This window comes from Demequina iriomotensis, from assembly GCF_000971395.1.
Taxonomy (GTDB): Bacteria; Actinomycetota; Actinomycetes; order Actinomycetales; family Demequinaceae; genus Demequina; species Demequina iriomotensis.
In genome coordinates this window covers 68,239-91,197 of the sequence record NZ_BBME01000019.1, presented here as the reverse complement: position 1 = coordinate 91,197, position 22,959 = coordinate 68,239, and the positions used below count along the sequence as shown (strand labels likewise).

The window sequence follows — 22,959 nt, the reverse complement described above, 5'->3', positions numbered from 1 at the left end:
CGAGTCCCGGTTCGCCGACGCGTCGCGGCCGGTGACCGGTCCCAGCGCGGCGTGTCCTGGCGAGATCCGTTGCCAGTGTCCGGAGGGGCGGCGGCTGCGCGCTCCTTCACCCTTTCTGTTCCCCTTGCGTGGATTCGTCCTCATGGTTACCGTCTGGTCAGTAATGGACAACGACGTCCATTGCCCCTCAAGGAGGAGGAGACCCGCATGACCCACACGCATGCAGGCCGGACGGGGCGCGTGGTCGCGCTCGCCGCCGGCCTCACGCTCGCCGTCGGAGCCGCCGTCGCGGCGCCGGCGACCGCGGCCAAGCCGCAGCACCACGACCCCACGGCGCCGGACCTGGGACCGAACGTCACGATCATCGACCCGAGCATGAGCACCGCCGAGATCCAGGCGACCGTCGACGCCCTCGCCGACGAGCAGCGCGACGCCGAGATGACCACGGCCCGCCACGCTGTCCTGTTCCTGCCCGGCGACTACGGCGCCCCCGGCGCGCCGCTTCACGTCGAGGTGGGCTACTACACCGAGATCGCCGGCCTGGGCGCCCAGCCGGACGATGTATCGCTGACCGGGACCGTCGAGGTCTACAACCGCTGCCTCGGCGACGACGAGAACCCCAACTGCATCGCGCTCGTGAACTTCTGGCGCACGCTGTCCAACCTCGCGATCCACGTCGACGGCACGGGCCAGGACGGGTGCCGCGCGAGCGCGAACTTCTGGGCGGTCTCGCAGGCGGTGTCGATGCGCCGCCTCGACATCTCCGGGGCGAACCTCTCGCTCATGGACTACTGCACCGCAGGGCCGCAGTACGCGAGCGGCGGATTCATCGCCGACTCGCGCCTGCCCTTCACCATCAACGGCTCGCAGCAGCAGTGGCTGGTGCGCAACTCCGAGGTCGCGGGCTGGAGCAACGGCGTGTGGAACCAGGTCTTCTCCGGCGTCGACGGTGCGCCCGACGACGGTGCATTCCCCGCCGAGACCTACACGACGCTCGACACCACCTCGGTGAGCCGCGAGAAGCCCTACCTCCACGTGGACGAGCGCGGCGCCTACCAGGTGCGCGTGCCCGCGGCGCAGCGGGGCTCGCGCGGCATCAGCTGGGCCGACGGCGCGACCCCGGGCCGCGACATCCCGATCAAGGACTTCTACATCGCGCAGCCGGGCGATTCGGTGAAGGACATCAACAACGCGCTCGCGCGCGGCAAGAACCTGCTCCTCACGCCCGGCGTCTACGACGTCGACCGGCCCATCGAGGTCAAGCGTGCCGACACCGTGGTGCTCGGCATCGGGCACGCGACGCTCACCGCGCACCGCGGCACCACCGCGCTCAGCGTCGCGGACGTCCCCGGAGCGATCATCGCGGGCGTCACCATCGACGCGGGCGAGAAGGAGTCGACGGTGCTCCTCGAGGTCGGCAAGAAGAACCGCGGTCACGGCCACCACGGCCGCGCCGCCCGGTCCAACCCGACCACCCTCTCGGACGTCTACTTCCGCGTGGGCGGGCCGCACATCGGCAAGGCCGACACGGCGCTGGTGGTCAACGGCGACGACGTCCTCATCGACCACATCTGGGTCTGGCGCGGCGACCACGGCGTCGAGGGCTTCACCGAGGGCGTCAACGGCGACACCGACCGCTGGGCCACCAACACGGGCCGCAACGGCGTGGTCGTCAACGGCGACCGCGTCACCGCCACGGGGCTCTTCGTCGAGCACTTCCAGCGCTACAACACGCTCTGGAACGGCGAGGACGGCCGGGTGACGCTGTACCAGAACGAGCTGCCCTACGATCCCCCGACCCAGGCGGCATGGACGCAGCCCGACGGCACGTTCGGCTACCCGGGATACAAGGTCGCGGACGGCGTCCGACGGCATCGTCTCGACGGCGCCGGCGTCTATGTGTTCAACCAGAACAACCCGTCGATCGTCACCGCGAACGGCTTCGAGGTCCCCGAGACCCCGGGCGTTCGGCTTCACCACATCATGACGGTCAACCTCAGCGCGGGGACCATCGAGCACGTGGTCAACGGCGTGGGCGGGACGGCCGACAGCACGAACACGGGCACGCCCCAGTTCGTGGTCGACTACCCGGCGCCGTAGCGCCGGGACGGACGATGCGCGGGTCCCGGGGTCGCTCCCGGGTCCCGCGCATCGTCGCGACGGCTAGATCCGCACCCGTCGCGGGCTCGCGATGAGGGTCGGCACCGCGTCCGTGACGGGCGCCGCCGCCGGCGCGACGCGCGCGAACAGCCGGTCGAAGACGGCGACGCGGTCGAACTGCAGCGCGTGCTCCCGCGCGCGGTGCTCCCACCATTCGCGGTCGGCATCGTCCATGCCCCCGGCGCACACGTTGAGCGCGACCGTCAGCGCCGACGGATCGTTGGACGGCACCACCACCGCGGTGTCGCCCACGGCCTCGAGGATGCCGCCCGTGTCGCACGTGATGACGGGCCCGCCGCCCGCGAGCATCTTCTCGACCAGGGCGATCCCGAACGTCTCGGTGAACTCCGGTGCGGGCCGCGACGGCAGCGCGTAGGCCGAGCAGGCCGCCATGAGGTGCGGCTTCTCCTCGTCGCCCACGTCCTGGAGGAAGACGATGCGGTCCTTCGCGGCGGTGCGCCGGGCGATGCGCTGGAAGTACGCGACGTCGGGGCCCCGCCCGGCGATCACCAGCGTCTGGCCCTCGCAGCCCTCGGAGGCCGCGAAGCCCCGGATGAGGTCGTCCACGCCCTTCGCCTTCTGCAGGCGCGAGAGGTAGAGGACATACTCGCCGCGGCGCAGGCCCCGCGCGGCGAGCACGCGCTCCGTCTCGGCCGTGTCGAGGTTCAGGTAGGCCGACGTGTCGATCGCGGGGTACGAGATCTCCACCCGGGCCTCGCACTGCGCAGCAAAAGCAGTGCCGTACATCGCGTCGAGCTCGGCGGCGGACTCCACGATCACGCGCTTGGTGTACTCCGACACCGCGACGCACACGTCCTGGGACAGGTACGTGGACAGCACGGCCGCGGCCGCGCCGAACTCGCCGTGGTCCACGGCCGAGCGGACCACGTCCGTGATGTCCGAGCCGACGGCCTCCGCGATGGTGGTGACGTTCACCGGCAGGCCGGTCGAGCGGGCGATGCGCAGCGCATCGGCCACCGCCGTGGTGTGGGGGTGGAGGTACAGCGACATCGCGACCGTCGGGACGCCGTCGGTGAACAGCTCCACGAGCCTGCCCGTCATGCCGGCGAGGTAGCGGCCGTCGGGGATCTTGTAGCCGCCCACCGGGCCCGGGCGCTCGACGGTGATGCCGGGGGAGTAGGGAAGGACGGTGTCGAGCGGCTTGAGCGGCAGCCCGGTCTCCTCGAGGCGTTCGAGCGGCCAGGTGACGATGCGCACATCGTCGAAGCCGCGCGTGAGCGCGACCTCGGCCAGGTTGCGCGCCTCGCCGCTGTGCCCGCAGATGACGGGATCGGCGCGCACGATGATGACAAGCCTGCGGTTGACCTCGGTGTTCATGACACCTCCTTCACGGGAGCAGCCCCACGGTGGGGCGGGGGGTGGACGGGGGACGATGCGTCCGTCCCCAGTCGCTCGGGACGTCCCCGAGCACGAAGCGCAGCTCTCCGCCCTGGTGGAGCTCGGAGCCGCTGATCCAGGAGGACTCGACGGGCGACCCGTCGAGCGAGACGGACCGGACGTACTGCACCGGGCCGCCGGGCCGGGGCTCGATGAACCCCTCGGCCACGATGTGGAGTTCTCCCCGCGCCATGCGCATCGTCGCTGAGGCGAAGGACGGGGGGTGAAGCAGGAAGAGGTTCTGCCCTGCGACGGGGAACAGGCCCAGCGAGGCCCAGACGTACCACGACGATAACCCGCCGGAATCGTCGTTGCCAGGGAGGCCTCCGCGCCCGGGCCCGAACATCTGGTGGACGATGCCGTGGACCACCTCGGCGGTCCGGTCCGGCCGTCCCGCGTAGTGGTAGGCCCAGGGTGCCTCCATGTCCGGCTCGTTGTTGAGGCCCTCGAAGCGGCCGAGCGCGTAGCCGGCCACCATCTCCGCGGACGACGGGCGCTCGCCGGGCTGGACCACCGGCTCCGCACCGAAGCCGAAGAAGGCGTCGAGGAGCCGCACGAACGCCTCGTCCCCGCCTGCCAGCTCGATCCTCGCGGCCATGTCGTGAAGCAGGCGGAACGAGTAGTTGAAGCGGGTGCCCTCGTAGTAGGTGGACTCCTTGAGCAGGCCGGTCGCGGGGTCGAAGGCATTGCGCCAGCGGGACGCGAGCTCGACGTTCTCGTTGAGCTGCGTGCGGTCGCCCAGCAGCTCCGCGACCACGCCCGTGCACCAGTAGCCGTACGCGAGGTCGAGGGTGTGGCTCATCGGCTGCGCGTGGCCCTGGAGCAGGAACTCCTCGCCGTACGCGCGGCGCAGGTCGGTCTGCATGTGCACCAGCGCCCAGTCCCAGTCGATGCCGTGCGCGCCCAGGTGGGCGAGGTCGGCGAGCAGGGTGTGGACCAGCGCGCTGCCCTGGCGGCTGAAGCGGTCCGAGCCGCGAGCCATGCGGTAGCCGATGGGGAGGTTGCCCTCCTGCTCGGCGATGGTGAGCATCGCGTTGGCGAACTCGACGGCGCGGTGAGGCAGCAGCGCGGTGAGCAGCGGCAGCTGCGTGCGGTAGATGTCCCACATCGTCGACACGTCGAAGACGAACGGGCCCTTCTCCGACCAGAATGGGCTCTCGCTGGGGGCGAAGCACGGCTTGAGGAGCGAGTGGTAGAGCGCGCTCGCGAACACCTGCCGGCGCGACTCGTCCTCCGTCTCGACGGTGACGGCGGCGAGCAGCGACCGCCACGTCTCGCGCGTGCCCGCGAGGCGGGTCGCGAAGGAGCCGAGCTCGCCCAGGTCGGCGCGGAGGTTCTTGCGCGCCTGGTCGACGCCGCGCAGCGAGAAGCCGATGCGGAGCTCGACCACCTTGCCCGGCGCCGCGGGTCCCTTCCACATGAGCCCGAAGGGGCGCAGCGTCGAGGGGCGGATCGAGTCGAGGTCGAGGCGCGTGCCGGCGGGCATGAGGCGGCTGTCGTACCAGAGCATCTGGCGCCAGTCCTCGGCGTCGCACTCGATGTAGACGGCGAGCGGGACGCCCTCGACCACGATCTCGCCCTGGACCACACCGGGCTCCACCGACTCGAGCCGGGCCCTGAGCGGCAGGGTGGCGCCGTACGGGATCTCGAGCCCGCCGAGCGAGAAGTCGATCACCAGCCGCGCGGACGGGTGCTCGGGGAACGTGTAGCGGTGGACCACTGACTTGGGGCCGGCGGTGAGCTCGGCCTCGATGCCGTTCTCCATGACCGCGTGGTAGTAGCCCGGGTGGGCCTCCTCGTCGACGATCTCCCACGCGCGGTCGAGCTCGTCGAGCGGCTCGAGCATGGGGGTGACGCGGAAGTAGTTGTAGTACTTGCGGATCGCGCCCGTGCCCGACTGCTGGAAGTGTGTGAAGCCCGAGGCGACCAGGCGGTCGTGAAGGCGGGTCGGGCGGCCCTCCGTGCTGAGGTCGTAGAGGCCGTAGCCCGTCGGGTAGGCGCCGGAGTAGGCGCAGGCCGAGACCATGCCGAGCGGGTAGGCCGCGCCTGGATGAGTGTTGCCCACCTGGGGCTTGGGCCACCACCACGTGGCGGCGATGCCCGTCGGGGCAGGCAGGACCGTGGCCTCGGTCCCGATGAACGGGTCGACGTCGTCGTACACGGCGGCACCTCCTCCCCGAAGCCTGCTCCTGACGAGCGGGGCACGCACCACGGCGTGCGACCTTGCTCAGAAGGTAGGCGGCGCGAATGTCGCGATCATTGCGCGATTGTGACGAACTCTTTAACTTTCCGGCGAGAGGAGGGACGATGCGGCCCTTCGCGGTTGTACGTGGGTCCCGTGAAGTGGTGCTAACCTATTCAGGCATCAAGGGGCTGTGGCGCAGTTGGTAGCGCGTCTCGTTCGCAATGAGAAGGTCAGGGGTTCGAATCCCCTCAGCTCCACCAGACAGAAGGGGTCCGCCGGCAGGCGGGCCCCTTTCTCGTTGTCCGGGGTCCCGCTCGGGACACGGCGAGCGGCCTACGTCAGCGCGGACGCGAGGGCTGTGAGCGTCTCGGTGGTGCCCGCGTCGATCGTGACATCCGCGCGCCGGTCGCCCTTGGTGGCGCCTCGGTTGACGATGACGATCGACGCGCCGCGGCGGTGGGCGCGCTCCACGAGTCGGAGCCCTGAGTTGACGGCGAGCGAGGAGCCGGCGACCAGCAGCGCGTCGGCGACGTCGACGATGCGTTCGGCCGCCCGGGTCCGCGCGGCGGGGACCAGCTCCCCGAAGAACACGACGTCGGGCTTGAGGATGCCGCCGCACGCGGTGCAGTCGGGCACCGTCACGTCGGCCCACGCCTCCGGCAGGACGTCGCCGTCCGGTCCCAGCGCCACCGCATCGGGCAGCGCCAGGGCCGGGTTGTCGCGCTCGAGGCGCGAAGCGACCTCCTCGCGAGGGACGCGGGTGCCGCAGGCGAGGCAGGTCACGCCGCGCGTGTCGCCGTGCAGCTCGACCACGTGGCGCGACCCCGCCTGCAGGTGGAGGCCGTCGACGTTCTGCGTGACGAGGCCCGTGACCACGCCGGCGTCCTCGAGCGAGGCGAGGGCGTGATGACCCGCGTTCGGGCGGGTGGCGGAGAAGGCCCTCCAGCCGAGGTGCGAACCGACCCAGTAGCGCCGTCGCCGCGATTCGTCGCTCACGAACTCCTGAAAGGTCATGGGCGTGCGTCGAGGCGAGCCCGCGCCGCGGTAGTCGGGGATGCCGGAATCCGTCGACAGGCCCGCTCCCGTGAGGGCCGCGATGGTGCGCCCCGCCAGCAGCTCGAGCGCGCGAGCGATCGTCGGCGAGGCGAGATCTGCGCTCCGTGGTTCCGCTGCGGTCACGTGGGGCCTCCTGACGGTCCGTCGCGCGGTGACATGCGCATCGTCCTGCGCTCATGATGGTCGCACGCCGCCAGGCGTGACCCGCCCGCGCGTCGTGTGGACAACTGGGCTCTCGCGCCGACCGCTCGGCTACTGTCGCCAGCATGGCTTCGGGGGCGCAGGCATATCTGACGGGACTGGGCAGGTATCTACCGGGCGACCCGGTCGACAACGACGGCATCGCGGCGCGGCTGGGCGGCGATGACCGGGTCACGGACCGCATCCGGCGCCGCGTGCTCGCGGACAACGGCATCGTCCTGCGTCACTACGCGCTCGACGAGCACGGCGAGCCCACCGAGCTCAACGAGGAGCTCGCGGTCAAGGCGATCCGCGCCGCGCTCGACGACCGCGGCATCGGCGCCGAGGACGTACGCATGCTCGCCGCAGCGACCACGCAGGGCGACGCGATGATCCCGGGCTTCGGCTCGATGGTCCACGGGCGCCTGGGCGGCGGGCCGATGCAGGTGCTCACCGCCGCGGGCGTGTGCGCCTCGAGCCTCGCGGCCCTCGACGCGGCGGTCGCCAAGGTCAGGCTCGGCGACCATCCGCGCGCTGTGGTGGTCGCGTCGGAGCTGCCGAGCCGCATCCTGCGTCAGCGGCGCTTCGACGGAGTCGATGCCAGGATGGACGCGCACTTCCTGCGCTGGATGCTCTCGGACGGCGCGGGCGCCGCGGTGGTCGAGTTCCAGCCGAATCCCGCCCGTCCGTCGCTTCGGGTCGACTGGGTACGCCACGTCTCGCTCGCCCACGAGCACGACGTCTGCATGCGCGCCGGCATGGCGGGCCTCGACCCGCACGTCGGGGCCACGTGGCAGGACGTGCCCGTGGCGGAGGCCGAGGCGGCCGGCATGTTCGTCATCCGCCAGGACACCGCGGTGCTCGGCGAGCTCGCCGACGAGGGGATCCGCCAGTTCGAGGAGCTGGTCGACACCGGCCTGATCGACCTGCGGCACCTCGACCACGTGGTCTGCCACTACAGCACCCACGCGTTCCGCGACCTCGCCTTCGAGGGCATCCGGCGTCGGATGCCCCAGCTCGATACGGACCGCTGGTACTCCAACCTGGCGACGCGCGGCAACACCGGCTCGGCCAGCATCCTCATCGCGCTCGAGGAGGCCTGGCACTCGGGCCGGTTCCGCGAGGGCGAGACCGTGCTGCTCGCGGTCCCGGAGTCCGCCCGCTTCTCGTTCGCCTTCGCCCACCTCACCGTCGTCGGTCCCGCCGGCAGCTAAGGAGCCCCCATGACCTCCACCGCGACCACCACCCTCGCCGAGCGCCTCGCCGAGGTGTGGGCCCGCTTCGAGGAGCGCCTCGAGACCGTCCCGATCCTCGCGCGCCTCGAGGAGGGCACGGTGACCATCGAGGACTACCGCAGGCTGCTCTTCAACCTTCGCCAGCAGGTGGTCGACGGCTCCCCGTGGATCTCGCGCGCGGCGTCGAGCTTCGACATCGCCCACTTCCCGCTGCGGGCGGCCGCGATCCACCATGCCGAGGAGGAGCACCGCGACTTCCTCATGCTCGAGCGCGACTACGTGGCCGTCGGAGGCTCGCTCGACGAGCTGCGCGCGGGACGCAAGAACATCGGCTCGGAGGCGCTGTCGGGCTACCTCTTCCACTACGCCGACCGCCCCAACCCGGTGGGGCTGCTGGGGGCGATGTTCATCATCGAAGGCCTCGGCGCCCGCCGCGCGGCGGGCTGGGCCCGCCGCTTCCAGGAGGTCCTCGGTCTCGCGGACAACCAGGTGCACTTCATGGTCTACCACCAGGAGGCAGACGGCGCGCACACGGGTGACCTCGAGGCGATCCTCACGTCGGGGATGATCGACGATGCGGCGGCAGACGCCATCGTCCGGTGCGCCGAGGTGGTCGCCCGGCTGTACGCGCTGCAGCTCGAGGAGCTGGACCGCTGACATGGGCACGGCTGCGTTCGGCGACCCGAGCATGTGGGAGGCGGTCTATGCGGACCCGTCCGTGCCGCTCGACCGCGCCGTGGTCCGGCAGATCATCGAGGACCAGCAGCGGCCCTCGCGCCGCTGGCTCTACCCGATCGCGCGCATCGTCTCGCGCATCGCCGTCGCGCTGATCTCGATCGTCAAGCGCGTGCTGCCGTTCCGGTGGATGCCGCTGTCCATGATGGACTGGCTGTGCGTGCAGTTCCTGCGCCGTGGCGTCTCACCGGACGCCGTCGAGCTCCTCATCAGGCACTTCGTGGTCGAGACCAACCTGGTCAACTTCATCATCCGCAACACCCCGGTCGCCATGGAGCCAGTGACCCTGCGCCCCACGGCCCTCACCGGGCTGGGCGACCACGCCGTCGTCGAGCACGACGTCAACGTCTACGACGTCCTCATCGCGCTCGACGGCGCGCCCATCGCCCGACCCGCCACGCTCGACCTGTCCGAGCTCGACGTGCCGCCGCTCGATCCAGAGCGGCACCGCCGTCGCCTGCTGCGCCTCGACATCCAGACGGCGCTGTGCCTCATGAACATCCCGTTCTCGATGGCGCTCACGCTCGAGGAGTACCGCCGCGCGGTCCATTCGATGCGGTTCGACGACTCGTTCCTCGAGATCCTCGCGCTCCTCACCGAGGACGCCGGCTTCCGCGACTGGAAGATGGGCGGCATGAGCCTCTGGATGGACTCGAACGTGGACGTCCCGCAGGCGGTCTACCGGCACGCGCTCATCTGCGAGTACGCGCACGCACACCTGGTGAGGCTCACGCGCGCCCCGGACGCGCGCGAGGTCGCCTCCGCGGACTGACGGGACGATGCCGGGGCCGCCTCCCGCATCGTCCGCCGTGGGTAGGCTCTCCCCACGATGAGCGAGCAGCGCGCGCGGCGCCCCTGGGAGGGCATCACCCTGACCGAGGACTTCGAGCGCGCCCTCGAGATCCTCCATGGCGGCGGGCATCTGTTCCTCACGGGCCGCGCGGGCACGGGAAAGTCCACCCTCATCAGGCACTTCCTCGCGACCACGGAGCGCACGGCGGTCACCGTCGCCCCCACCGGCATCGCGGCCCTCAACGTCGACGGCTACACCATCCACCGGCTGTTCTCCTTCCCCATGGGGGTGAACGAGGAGATGGTGCGCGGCCCCGGCTACTACCCCGGGCGGTTCGCGAGGACCCTCGCGGGGCTCGACACGCTCATCGTCGACGAGGCGTCGATGGTCCGCGCGGACCTCTTCGACGCGCTGGTGGCGGCGCTCGAGCGCTTCGGCCCGCGGCAGGGCGAGCCGTTCGGCGGGGTGCAGCTGGTGCTCGTGGGCGATCTCCACCAGCTCCCGCCCGTGGTCCGCGACGACGAGGTCGACTTCTTCGACGAGCGCTACGGCACGCCCTACTTCTTCTCCGCGCACCGCTTCGACCGCGAGACCTTCCCCGTGGTCGAGCTCACCACCGTCTTCCGCCAGGTGGGCGACACCCAGCTGGTCGACATCCTCAACGCCGTGCGCGACGGGGCGCTGCTCGAGGGCGCGCGGGCGGCCCTCAACGCGCACACGCACCCCGGTTTCGAGCCGCCCCCGGACGAGTTCTGGCTCACGCTCGCGACCACCAACCGCATCGTCGGCGCGCGCAACCGGCGCGAGCTCGAGCGGCTTCCGAGCCCGGTGCTCTCCTACCAGGCGCGGCTCTCCGGCGACACCGACGGCTTCGAGCTGCCGGCCGAGTCGAGCCTCGACCTCGCCGTGGGCGCGCAGGTGATGCTGCTCAACAACGACCCCGCCGACCGGTGGGTCAACGGCACGCTCGGCCGGATCCTGCTGCTGCAGCGCGACGAGGACGGACCCGTCGCGACCGTGCAGCTCCGCGACGGCCGTCAGGTCCGGGTGCGCCCGTACACCTGGGAGATCGCCCGCCCGGTGGTGGCGGGCGGGAGCCTGCACCGCGAGGTGGTGGGAACCTTCACGCAGCTGCCGATGAAGCTCGCGTGGGCCATCACCATCCACAAGGCCCAGGGGCAGACGCTCGACCGCGTGGTGGTCGACCTCACGGGAGGCACGTTCGCGAACGGCCAGCTGTACGTCGCGCTCAGCCGCTGCACGTCGCTCGAGGGCCTGGTGCTCCGACGGGACGTGCTGCCGCGCGACCTCAAGACGGACGGCAGCATCCGCCGCTTCCTCGCCGCGTCGCGCACGGGCGCGGGGGACGATGCACGGGCGGGGCATGTCTACGTGGCCGCGCTGACCGTCGGGACGGTGGGGGACAGGTACCGTCCCCGGCCCGTCGAGATCGCCGTCGTGACGGACGAAGGCGACGAGGCGACCACGGTGGTCAACCCCACGAGCGACCTCTACGAGGCGCACACCCAGTTCGGGCTCACCACGCGCGACGTGCAGCTCGCGCCCGTGCTCGCCGAGGCCTGGGCGTGCCTGTCGCCGCTGCTCGCGGGCCGCGTCCCCGTCGGCGTCGGCATCGACCGCGCGCTCGGCTGGATCGACTTCGAGCTCAAGCGCAACGGCGTGGTCGAGCCCATGGCGCTCGGGGTCGAGCTGCCGGCGCAGACCTTCGACCCCGGGGAGCGCGTCGGGCTCGCCGCGCCCACCGCGCTCGAGCGGGCGCGGGCGCTGCGGGACGCGGGGGAGCGCTGGCTCGCGCGCGTCGGGGACGATGCGCTCGCGGCGGGCACCCCGTTCGCGGACTGGCCGCGGGGACACGGCTTCCTTCAGACGCGGGTCGCCGAGGCACGGGAGGACGGCCCCGGCTTCATGGTGGGCGGCAACCTCTCCGCCGAGGACGATCCGAGCGCGGTGCTCGCCGCGCTGCTGGCCCGAGCGTGGGGGCGCGTGATCGACAAGGACGCGGCGGCGCTCGCGCGCATCCGCGCCGCTGAGCGGCACTTCGGGGTCGACGTTCTGCCGGGCGATCTGGTGCTCGACGGTCCTGTCGAGGCCGCGGCTGTGCTGGTGCCCGGTGCGCGCGTGTGCTTCACCGGGACGGTGGTGGCCGCCGGACGGGGCGTGGTGGATCGCGAGCGGATGATGCGGCTCGCCGAGGGCGCCGGGCTGGTGCCGGTGCCGACGGTGACCAAGACGCGCACGGACGTGCTTGTGGTTGCGGAGCGCGGCACGCAGTCGGGCAAGGCGCGCAAGGCGCTCGAGTGGGGAAAGCCTGTGATCGCCGCCGCGGACTTCCTCGCCTGGGTGGACGGCGGCCGGTGACGCCTCCCGTGCCGCGGTCGCGGAGGCTCGCATGGACACCCTCGCTGAGCACTCCGGCTACGTCGCGCCGCGACCGCGCGTAGCCTGGACGTGGCGCGTGGGGGTGATCGCCGATGGCTGCTCGACTCCTGGGGCTCCTCGCCCTGCTGGTCCTCGGAGGCCTGCTGGCCGCGTGCGCCACGGACGGGGGATCCGAGGCGCTCGTGACGCCCGTCATCGAGGTGGACGACGGCCAGGACGCGACCGTCGAGACGCTGGTCGCGCGGGGCGCGACGCCCGAGGAGGCGCAGGACATCCTCGACAAGATCGATGAGTGCGAGAAGATCAACGGCGTGCCCGGCCTCGAATGCCTCGGCGCGCTCTACCGGTCCCTCCCGCCGTGCCGCGGCTCCTCGCCGATGTGCCTGTCCTTCGGCCGGATCACCGGGCAGGATCTCGGGGTCCTGCAGGTGAGCGTCCAGAGCGCCGACGAGTCGGTCTGCGACGCCGCAGTGCAACTGTGCCGCGCGCGGATGGTCGCCAAGGCGTTCGTTGCGGAGGTGGTGGAGGACATCGCGGACCTGGCGACCGTCGGCCCGTCGCCGACCGGCACCGCCACGGGAGCACCGACGACGTCGCCGACTGCGATGGACACGCCGACGCCGACCGTGACGGCCACCGCGCCCCCCGAGCCCACCGACACCGCGACCGGCACGCCCGAAGACCCGGCGACCACGCTCGACGTCGACCCGCCGGCGGTCGCCGACCCGAGCGGCTCATGACCGACGAGGCCGAGCCGGGCGCGCCGCGCCCGCGCACCGCGCAGATCATCGGGCGCACGCTCGCGTTCCTGGCGCCCACCGGTCTGCTGACCGGCATCGCGTACTACTTCGGCTACGTGAGCGCGCGGGCCTACTACGGCTACTTCGGCGTCGCGCTCAGTGCGCTCGACCTGCCGCCCAGCCAGTTCTTCATCCAGGCGACCGACACGGCGTTCCGGCCCCTCGCGGTCGGGGCGCTGCTCGGCATGGTGGCCCTGGTGGTGCACCTGCTGATCGAGGGGGCGCCGCTGAGGCGCCACCCGCGCGCGGTGCGGGGGACCCTGGTGGTCGCGGCGCTCGCGGTGGTCGCGCTCACCGTGGTCGGCCTGATCGGGCTTCTCGGCGGGCGGGGCGGGCCGCTCGCGGCGGCCGCGCTCGCCGGCGCCGCGATCCTCACCGAGTACGCGATCTGGATCGCGGTGAGCACCGAGGCGCTCGGCGCCGCGGCGAGCGCGGTGCTGCGCTCCCGCGTCGAGCTGCGCCAGGGGCTGCTCTTCGCGATCGTCGCGATCTCGATCTTCTGGGCCACCACCAACCTCGCCGAGTCCCGAGGGATCGAGCGCGCGACCCTCATGGAAGGCACCCTGCTCGCGCAGCAGCGCGCCGTGGTCTACTCGAGCGAGCCGCTGTTCGTCAGCGGCACGGGCGTCGAGACCGAGCGGCTGCGCGGCGCCGGTGACGACCTCGTGTACCGCTACGACGGCCTGCGCACGCTCGTCTACTCGCGCGACCGCTGGTTCCTGCTGCCGATGCGCTGGCACCGCGGCAGCGACGACCCGGTCATCATCCTCCCGGAGACCCCAGGCGCCCTGCGGGTGGAGCTGCTCCCGGCCGCGTTCTGATCCGGTCGCCGGTGGGTTGAGGGCCGCACCTCACACGGCGTCGCATGTCTCTCCGCACATACGTGCCATGACAATCGAACGGCTTGCCATGGCACACCACTTGCGCGCGAGCCACGTCGAGCCGCGCGCTCGAGCGCCGGACGGTGCCGAGGACCTGCCCGGACGCGGCATGCTGGGGGCACCACGTCGAGAACGGAGCACATCCATGTCACAGCGCACCGCGGTCATCACCGGAGCCAGCAGCGGGATCGGCGCGGCCAGCGCGCGGGCGCTCGCCGCCGACGGCTGGCACGTGATCCTCGGCGCGCGTCGCGTCGACCGCCTCGAGGCCTTGGCGGCGGAGCTCGGCGGGACCGCGGTCGCCCTGGACGTGACGGATCAGGAGTCCGTGGACGCGTTCGCCGCACAGATCGGCGCGTGCGACCTGCTCGTCAACAACGCGGGCGGCGCGCTCGGCACCACGCCCGTCGCGGACGCGGACGTCGACGAGTGGCAGCGGATGTACGACGTCAACGTGCTCGGCACGCTCCGCGTGACCAAGGCGATGCTCCCGAGCCTCATCGCCTCCGGCGACGGTCAGGTGGTCACCATCGGCTCGATCGCCGCCCGCGAGCCGTACAAGGGCGGTGCCGGGTACAACGCCGCCAAGCACGCGGTCGCGGCGTTGAGCCGCGTGCTGCGCATCGAGATGCTCGGCCAGCCGGTCCGCGTGTGCCAGATCGACCCGGGCATGGTCGAGACCGAGTTCTCGCTGGTGCGCTTCGCCGGCGACGCCGACCGCGCCGCCAAGGTCTACGAGGGCATGACCCCGCTCGCGGCGGAGGACATCGCGGAGACCGTGCGCTGGGTCGCCTCGCGACCGGCGCACGTCAACATCGACCAGATCCTCCTCATGCCGACCGCGCAGGCCTCCGCCGCCGTGGTCCATCGCGAACTCTGAGCAAACTCCCAGGCCCCACGTGAGGGAGCGCCGCACGGGGCGGGTACCCTGAACTGGTGCCCGCGTGCGGGGTCACGGTCGCGGACGGTTGCGACCGCGGCGACAACCTTCGCGCACGCCCATCGGTTCCCGCGGTGGACCATGTGCGCGACGGATCGTCGCGCTCGCCGCGGAAGACCCCCGTGAGGAGACCCATGAAGAAGAACGTGCTGGCCGCCTTCGCGCTCGGCTCCATCGCCGTGCTCGGCCTCGCCGCGTGCAGCCCCGCCTCCGAGTCCGACGCCTCGCCGTCGGCCTCCGCCGCGGCGGACACGTCGGCCGCCGACGCCGCCGCGCTCGAGACCATCGAGTGGACCGAGACCGACGGCGTGCCCGAGCTCGCCTTCGACACGCCGTTCACGGTCGGCGACTTCACCACGCGCCTCGTGAACGAGGGCGACGGCGAGGTCATCGAGGACGGCCAGAACGTCACGCTCGACTACGTCGTGTACTCGGGCACGGACGCCACGAGCCTGTACTCGACCTACGACGCGTCGGCCCCCGAGGTCGTGTCGATGGTCGAGGGCCAGGTGGTGGACGACCTGTACTCGCTGCTCGTGGGCCAGCCCGTCGGCACGGACTTCCTCTACGCGTACCCCGACACCTCGACCGACGACGGCTCGGCCGTGGTCATGGCCGTCACCGCGACCTCCGCGAGCACGCCGCTCGAGCGCGCCGAGGGCACCGAGGTCGACCCGGCCAAGGGTCTCCCGAAGGTGACGCTGGACGACACGGGCGCGCCGAGCGTCGACTTCTCCGACGCGGACAAGAAGCCCGAGGAGCTGGTCTCGCAGACCCTCATCGAGGGCGACGGCGCCGAGGTCGCCGAGGGCGACCAGGTGACCGTGCACTACACCGGCTGGGTATGGGACGGCGACTCGTTCGACTCCTCGTGGGAGCGCGGCGCGTCCGCGATGTTCTCGCTCAGCGCCGACTCGCTCATCCAGGGCTGGGTCGACGGTCTCGCGGGCCACACCGTCGGCAGTCAGGTGCTGCTGGTGATCCCGCCGGACCTGGGCTACGGCGACCAGGACACCGACGCGATCCCCGCGAACTCGACGCTCGTGTTCGTGGTGGACATCCTCGACGTGGCCTGATCCACGACTGACGTGCGAAGGCCCCGGCGCGAGCCGGGGCCTTCGTCGTCTCCCGGCGTCAGCCGGGCGAGTCCGGTTCGGAGCCCGCGCGCGCATCGTCCGCCGCCGCGCTCGCCGCGTCGATCTCGATCACCTCGTACTTGCGTCCGGAGTTCTTCACGATGGCCGTGATGAGCGCCGCGACCGGCAGTGCCATGAACGCGCCGAGCGGTCCCGCGACCGCGCCGCCGGCGAGCGCGCCGCCGAACGCGATCGCGCCGTTGAGCTCCATGGTCTGCGAGGAGAACCGCGGGCTCAGCCAGTAGTTCTCGGCCTGCTGGTAGACGATCACCCACGCGAGCATGATGAGCGCGGGGACCAGCCCGCGCACGGCGAGGATGATGACGATGGGCAGGGCGGCGCCCAGGTACGTGCCGATGAACGGGATGAACTCCGAGACGAAGCCCATGAACAGCGCGAGCGGGATCGCGTAGACCAGCGGCAGGCCCACCAGCAGCATCACCACGAACGCGAGGCCGCCGCACACACCCATGAGCAGGACGCGCGAGTAGAAGTAGCCGCCCGTCTGCTCGATCGAGGTGTCCGCGATCCAGGCGAAGGTCTTCTGGCGCTCGGGGGGCATGCGGGACATGAGGGCGCGCATGATCTGCGGCCACTGCGCCGCGATGTAGAAGGCGAACGTCGCGACCGTGAAGAGGTCGAACACCAGGCCGATGCCGGAGGTCACCAGGCCGAGCGCCTCGTCCGCCCACGAGCGCAGGTCGAGCGAGAGGCTCGCGAGCGCGCCGTCCGCGCCCGAGGTGTCGAGCGGCACCCCCAGGACGCGCTGGCTCCACTCCGTCAGCGACGACGTCCAACCGGGCAGGTTCTCGCGCACCGAGTCGGCGAAGCGAGCGATCGCGGGGATGAGCACCCCGACCATGAACGCGACCAGCAGCACGCCTGCGAGGTACATCAGCCCGACCGCGGCGCCGCGCCGCATCCCGTACCGCCGGTGGAGCGTGGTGACGCCGGGGAGCATCGCGAGAGCGATGAACAGCGCGAAGACGATGAGCCCGAGGAGGTGGCGCATCTGGAAGCCGACCCACAGCGCCAGGAGGACCAGCAGCACGATGCGGACCGCGCGCCACATCGCGCGCCGTATCGCGGCGTCGAGCCACGGAGGCGCGGGCTGCTCGTCGGCGAGGGCGGCCTCCGCGGCCATCGCGCGCGCGACGTCCGCGGGGATCTCCTGCGTCGACGGCCGCTCGGGGGTGCTCACAGCGTCGCCTCGAGCTCACGCCCGAACGAGAACGCGCGGACCAGGCCGACGGCGCCGAGCACCACGAACACGCCGGCCGCGATCCACACGAGCACGGTCGCCGTGAGCGCGGGGAACGCGATGACCGCGATCCCGGCGAGCAGCCCGACGGTGCCGTAGAGGATCGCCCACACGCGCGAACGCGCCTTGCCGGACTCGACGATCACCATGATCCCGTCGATGATCCAGCCGATGCCGACCGTGAGGGCGACGACGAGCAGCAGCACCGCCGTGGACGCCTCGAGGTTGCGCAGGGTCACCACGCCCGCGAGGAGCATGAGCACGCCCATGACGATCGCGAGCGCGCGCAGCCCGCCCGAGACGGCCGAGCCGAAGACGCCCATCGCGATGCGCGCGACGCCTGCGACTGCGAAGTAGATGCCGGCGAGCGCCGCGCCGACCGCGAGCGTGCGGCCGGGCCACACGATCAACGCGATGCCCACGGCGAGCGCGAGCACCCCGAGCACCGCGAACATGACGCGCACGGCGGTGATCGCGCGCGCCGTGAGGGCCCGCGCGTCGAGCTCGAACGCGAGCGGTCTGGTGTCCTGCATGAGCGTCTCCTTCCGGGCCGCGCGCGTGCGGCGGCTGGCTCCCACGCTACCGCCGCGCGGCGCAGGCCGACGCGTGCGACATGGCGCCCGAGTGCCGAACGGACCAGGCATGACGGCGTGATGGTCGCCGCCGGTACCGCGAGCGACGGTGGCCGGGCGCGTGACGCGGGATCGCGGGCCGGCCCGCACATTCCCCGAGGGGATGGTGCCCAAATCGGTGGATACGTGCGAGAATGGGCGCCCTGGTGCAGGTTGCTTGCGAGGGGGGAGAAGAATGTCGCTCGACGACCTGGACCGACGGATCATCGACGAGCTGCGGCTCGACGGGCGTGCGTCCTACGCGGAGATGGGACTGCGCATCGGCCTGTCGCCCTCGGCGGTGAAGCGTCGGGTGGACCGCATGCTTGCGGACAAGGTGATCCAAGGCTTCCGCGTCCGGCTCGATCCCGAGCTCGACAGCGGGGGCACCGAGGCGTACGTCGAGGTGTTCTGCCGCGGCACCGTCGCGCCGGAGGAGCTGCGGCGCATCCTGGCCTCCATCCCCAACGTGGTCGAGGCCTTCACGGTCACCGGTCAGGCCGACGCGATCGTGCGGCTGCGCGCCGCGACGATGCCCGACCTGGAGGCCGCGCTCGAGAAGGTCAGGCTCGCGCCGCAGGTCGACAAGACGCGCAGCGCGATCGTGCTGTCGCGGCTGGTCGAGAGCCGAGTCGACTGATCAGACCCAGCTGGGCAGCCACATGTGCAGCTGCCAGTAGCGGAACGGGATCGGGGTGCCCACCCACAGCGGCACGAAGAACCCGGACACGATGAGGATCGCGGCGAGGATGAGCCCGACCGCGATGGTGCCGCGCCGCGACCAGCCGCCCTCGAGGTCGTCCGGCTGCGCGATGCGCCGCAGCGCCCACACGAGCGTGAGGATCATGAACGGCGCGAACACCACCGAGTAGAACGTGAAGATGGTGCGGTACGCGTACGGCAGCCAGGGGAGCCAGCCCGCGAACACCCCGGCGGACACCACGAGCGCGAGACGGTCGCGGTGGCGGACGATGCGCCACACGGCCCACGCGAGGGCGGCGGTCCCGAGCCACCAGATCAGCGGGTTGCCGAGCGCGTGGATCGCGCTCACGCACCTCTCGGCCCCGCAGTCGGCGTCGGGCGCGTCCTCGAAGTAGAAGGCGGTGGGGCGCCACTGGACCAGCCAGGTCCACGGGTTGGACATGTAGTTGTGCTCGGTGGTGAGCCCCGTGTGGAAGGTCCACATCTGCTGGTGGTAGTGGACCAGCGAGTTGAGCGCGTCGGGTAGCCACGTCACGCCCTCGCCGGGGTGGGTCTGCGCCCAGTCGCGGTCGTACGAGCCGTCGGTGAGGAACCAGTTCGCCCAGGTGGCCACGTACACCACGGGCACGATGACGAGCGTGGCGAGGCCCGCGGGCACGGCGCCACGGAACGCCCCGGAGAACCAGCCGCGCCAGCCGAGGTCGCGACGCGCGAGCGCGTCCCCGACCACCGAGAGCACGAGCAGCACGGCGGCGTAGTAGAGGCCGTTCCACTTGACCGAGGCCGCGAGCGCGAACGCGACGATCGCGGCCACCCGCCACCAGCGGACTCCCAGCCGCGGCCCCGGCCCTGGCAGCAGCGACTCGTCGGGGAGCTCCGCCTCGCGCCGTTGGTCGGCGGCGTGCGCCTCGAGCCGCGCGCGCGTCCTATCGCGGTCGACCACGAGCAGCCAGAACCCCAGGACCACAAAGAAGGTGAGGAAGCCGTCGAGCAGCGCGGTGCGCGACAGCACGATGAGCTCGCCGTCGACGGCCGCGAGCACGCCCGCGACCGTGCCCCACACGGTCGACCGGAACAGGCGGCGAGCCGCGAGCGCCACGAGCACCGCCACGGCCGAGCCGAGCACGGCGCCCACGACGCGCCACCCGAACGGGTCGTTGCCGAACAGCTCGATGCCGAGCGCGATGAGGAGCTTGCCCACCATGGGATGGACCACGAAGTCGCCCTCGGGCGACAGGCCGGAGGTGTCGCCTGCCGCGAACTCGCCTTCGTCCTTCCCCCAGTCGCCCTCGTACCCGAGCTCCGTGAGCGAGTACGCGCCGCGCGCATAGAACACCTCGTCGAACACGAGCGCGTGCGGATCCGCGAGCGACGCGAGCCGCAGGATGGCCGCGAGCAGGCCCACACCCACCGCCATGAGGGTGGCGCGCCAGCGCCAGAGCGTCGCGAGATTCACACGCGAAGCCTAGTGGGAGGCCGGGTATGGGACGCTGAAGCCATGACCGGCCGCATCGTCCTCGCAGCGACGCCCATCGGCAACCCGGACGATGCGTCGGCACGGCTCAAGGACGCGCTCGCCTCCTCCGACCTCGTGGCCGCGGAGGACACGCGGCGGGTGCGCGACCTCGCGACCCGCCTGGGCGTGCGCATCGGCGGCACGCTCGTGGCGCACCACGACCACAACGAGGCCGCGTCCGCGGCGGAGCTGGTGGTCCGGGCGCGCGACGGCGCGACGGTCCTGGTGGTGTCCGATGCGGGCATGCCGGCGGTGTCCGACCCCGGCTTCCGCGTGGTCGAGGCGGCCGTGCGCGCCGGGGTGGACGTGACCGTCCTGCCGGGGCCGTCCGCCGCGCTCGCCGCGCTCGCGCTGTCCGGGCTGCCCACGGACCGCTTCTGCTTCGAGGGGTTCCTGCCGCGCAAGCCCGGCGAGCGCACGGCCCGGCTGGCGTCCTTGGCGCTCGAGGAGCGGACCATGGTCTTCTTCGAGGCGCCGCATCGCCTCGCCGCGACCCTCGGCGCGATGGCCGAGTCGCTCGGCTTCGACCGCCCCGCGGCGGTGTCGCGCGAGATCACCAAGACCTACGAGGAGACCCGTCGCGGCACCCTCGCGGAGCTCGCCGGCTGGGCCGCGACGGAGGAGCCCCGCGGCGAGATCGTGGTGACCGTCGCCGGCCGCGAGGGCGCGGCGCCCACGGTCGAGGCGCTGGTCGCCGAGGTGCTCGCCCGTGTCGAGGCGGGCGAGCGCGCCAAGGCCGCGGTCGCGGACGTCGCGGCGACGGCCGGCGTGCCCAGCCGCGAGCTGTACGCGGCGGTCCTCGCGGCGCGCGGCTGACCGGCGCCCGCGTGCGCCGCGCGGCCCCGCGCCGGCGCGCACGTAGAGTCGAGGCGTGACCGCCGTGAGCCCCGTCCGCTCGCACGGGCGGAGCACGCCCCGATGAGGGTCTCGCACGAGCCGGTCTACGTCTACCGGCGGCGCCGCGTCGGTGCCGTGCTGGTGGTGCTCATCGTCGGCACCCTCGCGGGCTTCGGCGCCGCCGAGCTCGGCAGCCGCATCCTCGGCGGTGCGGAGGAGCCGAGCGCCGCCGGAACCGTCTCGGCCGCGGCGTCCGACGCGATCGCCGGCGCCTCGTCGACGCCCGCGTCCACCCCGGAGGCCTCGCCCACCTCGACGGGGACCCTTACGCCCACGCCCGCGCCGAGCGAGGCCGCCTTCGACCTCACGGCGCGCAGCATCGACCGTCCGGGCTCGCTGTGGGTGGTGGTCAACAAACGACGGCCGCTCGACCCGGAGGACTTCGCCCCGAGCGACCTGGTGAGCGTCGCGGAGGTGCCCGGCGGCGCGACGATGCGCGAGGACGCCGCCGCGGCGATGACCGCGCTGTACCGGGCCGCGATGGAGGAGGACGCCGGCTTCGCGATCACCACGGCGTACCGCGACCACGCGCTCCAGGAGTCGCTGTACGACGGCTACGTCAGCTCGCGCGGCCAGGAGCAGGCGGACAGGTTCTCGGCCCGGCCCGGCTACTCCGAGCACCAGACGGGGCTCGCGGCGGACATCCGTGCGGGCGGCTGCGACCTCACGGCGTGCTTCGCGGACACGGCGGCGGGGCGCTACGTCGCGTCGCACGCGTGGGAGCACGGGTTCATCGTGCGGTATCCCGACGGAGCCGAGGACGTCACGGGCTACATCTACGAGCCGTGGCACCTGCGCTACGTCGGCACCGCTCTCGCCGCCTACCTCCACGAGGAGGGCATCGCGACCCTCGAGGAGGCCTTCGACCTCCCGGCGGCTCCCGACTACCCGTAGCCTGCGAAGGGCGGACCGGGGCGACGAACCTGGAAGTCCGCCCAAGGGGAGGGGCGGGACGCATGGCTCGGACGATGCGCGCGACGGCCGCGGTGGTAGCGGCGTTGATCCTCACCGCGTTCGCCGCCGGACCGGCGTCCGCGGACCCCCTGCCCGGGTCGGGCACGCGGACCGTCTGGGTGGTCGCGGCCGACCTGCGCCTGCACGCGAGGCCGTCGAGCGACTCGCCCGTGACCGTCCGCGCGCTCGAGGGCTCCTCCGCCGCCTATGCGGGGGAGGCCCGGGGGAGCTGGGTGCGGGTGCGCATCGGCGGGACCGACGCGTGGACGCCCGCGCGGTTCCTCACCACCGTGAAGCCGGCGTGGCAGGCACGGCCCGTGTGGGTGATGCGCGAGCGGGTGAGGCTGAGGTCGCGGCCCACGAACACCTCGCCCGTGGTGGCGACCACGTTCCGCGCCGAGCGCGGCCGGCTCACGGGCATCTCGCGTGGCGGGTGGGCGCAGGTGAAGTACCGCGGGCGCTTCGCCTGGGTGCGCGCGAGCGCGATCTCGACGGCGCCGCGCTTCCCGACCACGTCCACGCTCGTGCTCGTCAACAAGCGCAACCCGCTCGACCCGCGCGACCACGTGCCGTCGAACCTCGTCACGGTCGCCGGATCGTCCTCGCTGAGGCTCCGCGGCGCCGCCGCGGCCGCGATGGCGCGCATGCGCAGCGCGGCGGCGGCCGACGGCGTGAGCTTCACCGTCATCAGCGCGTACCGCTCGTACGCCACCCAGAGGTCGCTCTACGCGCGCTACGTCGCGAACCTGGGGCAGGCCGCGGCCGACCGGGTCTCGGCGCGCGCGGGCTACTCCGAGCACCAGACCGGGCTCACGGCGGACCTGAGCTCGGGCGGCGGTTGCCGGCTGGGCGCGTGCTTCGGCGACACCGCAGCGGGGCGGTGGGTGCGGGCCAACGGCCATCGCTTCGGGTTCATCGTCCGGTACCCCGACGGCTACTCGTCGATCACGGGGTACAGCTACGAGCCCTGGCATGTGCGCTACGTGGGCCCGGACGTCGCGACGGCGATGCGCGACGGCGGCCACGCGACCTACGAGCAGTACCTCGGCCGACCCGCCGCGCCCACCTACTGAGCGCATCGTCCGGCCCGGATCCGCGGCCTGCCGCGAACACTAGGAT

At 72.3% G+C, this 22,959-nt stretch carries 19 protein-coding genes and 1 tRNA gene; 14 read left to right on the top strand and 6 right to left on the bottom strand.

Annotated elements, in window-relative coordinates; genetic code table 11:
- Positions 1 to 207 precede the first annotated feature (207 nt).
- The gene (locus tag AOM09_RS13320) at positions 208 to 2,100 is read left to right on the top strand and encodes a pectate lyase-like domain-containing protein (protein WP_062389455.1); all 1,893 of its coding nucleotides are present in this window, start codon (positions 208 to 210) and stop codon (positions 2,098 to 2,100) included.
- 63 nt (positions 2,101 to 2,163) lie between these two features.
- On the opposite strand, the gene AOM09_RS13315 is transcribed toward AOM09_RS13320, so the two are convergent.
- Complete coding sequence (locus AOM09_RS13315) at positions 2,164 to 3,498, bottom strand: glycosyltransferase (RefSeq protein WP_062389454.1); 1,335 nt, start codon at positions 3,496 to 3,498, stop codon at positions 2,164 to 2,166.
- A gap of 10 nt (positions 3,499 to 3,508) precedes the next feature.
- Positions 3,509 to 5,719: a glycoside hydrolase domain-containing protein gene (locus AOM09_RS13310; RefSeq protein ID WP_062389451.1), complete on the bottom strand. Its 2,211-nt coding sequence runs from the start codon at positions 5,717 to 5,719 to the stop codon at positions 3,509 to 3,511.
- 208 nt (positions 5,720 to 5,927) lie between these two features.
- Between AOM09_RS13310 and AOM09_RS13305 the strand changes: the two genes are divergently transcribed.
- A tRNA-Ala gene (locus AOM09_RS13305) sits at positions 5,928 to 6,003 on the top strand.
- 73 nt (positions 6,004 to 6,076) lie between these two features.
- Here AOM09_RS13305 and AOM09_RS13300 read toward each other — a convergent pair.
- Complete coding sequence (locus tag AOM09_RS13300) at positions 6,077 to 6,922, bottom strand: Sir2 family NAD-dependent protein deacetylase (RefSeq protein WP_062389448.1); 846 nt, start codon at positions 6,920 to 6,922, stop codon at positions 6,077 to 6,079.
- 143 nt (positions 6,923 to 7,065) lie between these two features.
- Here AOM09_RS13300 and AOM09_RS15590 point away from each other — a divergent pair, with 143 nt between their 5' ends.
- From AOM09_RS15590 to AOM09_RS13265, 8 genes are all read left to right on the top strand, one after another.
- Positions 7,066 to 8,193: a 3-oxoacyl-[acyl-carrier-protein] synthase III C-terminal domain-containing protein gene (locus tag AOM09_RS15590; RefSeq protein ID WP_228375151.1), complete on the top strand. Its 1,128-nt coding sequence runs from the start codon at positions 7,066 to 7,068 to the stop codon at positions 8,191 to 8,193.
- 9 nt (positions 8,194 to 8,202) lie between these two features.
- Positions 8,203 to 8,871, top strand: coding sequence for an iron-containing redox enzyme family protein (locus tag AOM09_RS15585; protein ID WP_228375150.1), 669 nt, complete (start codon positions 8,203 to 8,205; stop codon positions 8,869 to 8,871).
- A gap of 1 nt (position 8,872) precedes the next feature.
- Positions 8,873 to 9,721, top strand: coding sequence for a DUF6999 family protein (locus AOM09_RS13290; RefSeq protein WP_062389445.1), 849 nt, complete (start codon positions 8,873 to 8,875; stop codon positions 9,719 to 9,721).
- 57 nt (positions 9,722 to 9,778) lie between these two features.
- Positions 9,779 to 12,121: an AAA family ATPase gene (locus tag AOM09_RS13285; protein WP_062389442.1), complete on the top strand. Its 2,343-nt coding sequence runs from the start codon at positions 9,779 to 9,781 to the stop codon at positions 12,119 to 12,121.
- 113 nt (positions 12,122 to 12,234) lie between these two features.
- The gene (locus AOM09_RS13280) at positions 12,235 to 12,882 is read left to right on the top strand and encodes a hypothetical protein (RefSeq protein ID WP_062389439.1); all 648 of its coding nucleotides are present in this window, start codon (positions 12,235 to 12,237) and stop codon (positions 12,880 to 12,882) included.
- A complete protein-coding gene (locus tag AOM09_RS13275) occupies positions 12,879 to 13,763 on the top strand; it encodes a hypothetical protein (protein WP_062389436.1) in 885 nt (294 codons plus the stop codon). Before AOM09_RS13280 ends, AOM09_RS13275 begins: the two co-directional genes overlap by 4 nt.
- A gap of 205 nt (positions 13,764 to 13,968) precedes the next feature.
- Positions 13,969 to 14,703 (top strand): SDR family NAD(P)-dependent oxidoreductase, encoded by a 735-nt coding sequence (locus AOM09_RS13270; protein ID WP_062389434.1) that lies wholly within the window; start codon positions 13,969 to 13,971, stop codon positions 14,701 to 14,703.
- A 194-nt stretch (positions 14,704 to 14,897) separates the two neighbouring features.
- A complete protein-coding gene (locus AOM09_RS13265) occupies positions 14,898 to 15,839 on the top strand; it encodes an FKBP-type peptidyl-prolyl cis-trans isomerase (RefSeq protein WP_062389432.1) in 942 nt (313 codons plus the stop codon).
- 58 nt (positions 15,840 to 15,897) lie between these two features.
- Here AOM09_RS13265 and AOM09_RS13260 read toward each other — a convergent pair whose 3' ends face one another.
- Both AOM09_RS13260 and AOM09_RS13255 read right to left on the bottom strand, forming a co-directional pair.
- The gene (locus AOM09_RS13260) at positions 15,898 to 17,100 is read right to left on the bottom strand and encodes an AI-2E family transporter (RefSeq protein ID WP_062389430.1); all 1,203 of its coding nucleotides are present in this window, start codon (positions 17,098 to 17,100) and stop codon (positions 15,898 to 15,900) included.
- Positions 17,097 to 17,693 carry an HdeD family acid-resistance protein gene (locus AOM09_RS13255; RefSeq protein ID WP_062389428.1) on the bottom strand — a complete coding sequence of 199 codons (597 nt, stop codon included), beginning with the start codon at positions 17,691 to 17,693 and terminating at the stop codon, positions 17,097 to 17,099. Before AOM09_RS13255 ends, AOM09_RS13260 begins: the two co-directional genes overlap by 4 nt.
- A gap of 274 nt (positions 17,694 to 17,967) precedes the next feature.
- Between AOM09_RS13255 and AOM09_RS13250 the strand changes: the two genes are divergently transcribed.
- Positions 17,968 to 18,411: an Lrp/AsnC family transcriptional regulator gene (locus AOM09_RS13250; RefSeq protein ID WP_062389426.1), complete on the top strand. Its 444-nt coding sequence runs from the start codon at positions 17,968 to 17,970 to the stop codon at positions 18,409 to 18,411.
- Here AOM09_RS13250 and AOM09_RS13245 read toward each other — a convergent pair whose 3' ends face one another.
- Positions 18,412 to 19,929, bottom strand: coding sequence for a dolichyl-phosphate-mannose--protein mannosyltransferase (locus AOM09_RS13245; RefSeq protein WP_062389423.1), 1,518 nt, complete (start codon positions 19,927 to 19,929; stop codon positions 18,412 to 18,414).
- 42 nt (positions 19,930 to 19,971) lie between these two features.
- Between AOM09_RS13245 and rsmI the strand changes: the two genes are divergently transcribed.
- The 3 genes from rsmI to AOM09_RS15270 all read left to right on the top strand — a co-directional run bounded on the left by rsmI (position 19,972) and on the right by AOM09_RS15270 (position 22,913).
- Entirely contained in the window at positions 19,972 to 20,805 is an 834-nt protein-coding gene (rsmI, locus tag AOM09_RS13240) for a 16S rRNA (cytidine(1402)-2'-O)-methyltransferase (RefSeq protein ID WP_062389421.1), read from the top strand.
- Between the two features lie 102 nt (positions 20,806 to 20,907).
- Positions 20,908 to 21,780, top strand: coding sequence for a M15 family metallopeptidase (locus AOM09_RS13235; RefSeq protein ID WP_062389418.1), 873 nt, complete (start codon positions 20,908 to 20,910; stop codon positions 21,778 to 21,780).
- A gap of 62 nt (positions 21,781 to 21,842) precedes the next feature.
- The gene (locus tag AOM09_RS15270) at positions 21,843 to 22,913 is read left to right on the top strand and encodes a D-alanyl-D-alanine carboxypeptidase family protein (protein ID WP_156162371.1); all 1,071 of its coding nucleotides are present in this window, start codon (positions 21,843 to 21,845) and stop codon (positions 22,911 to 22,913) included.
- Positions 22,914 to 22,959: the final 46 nt, after the last annotated feature.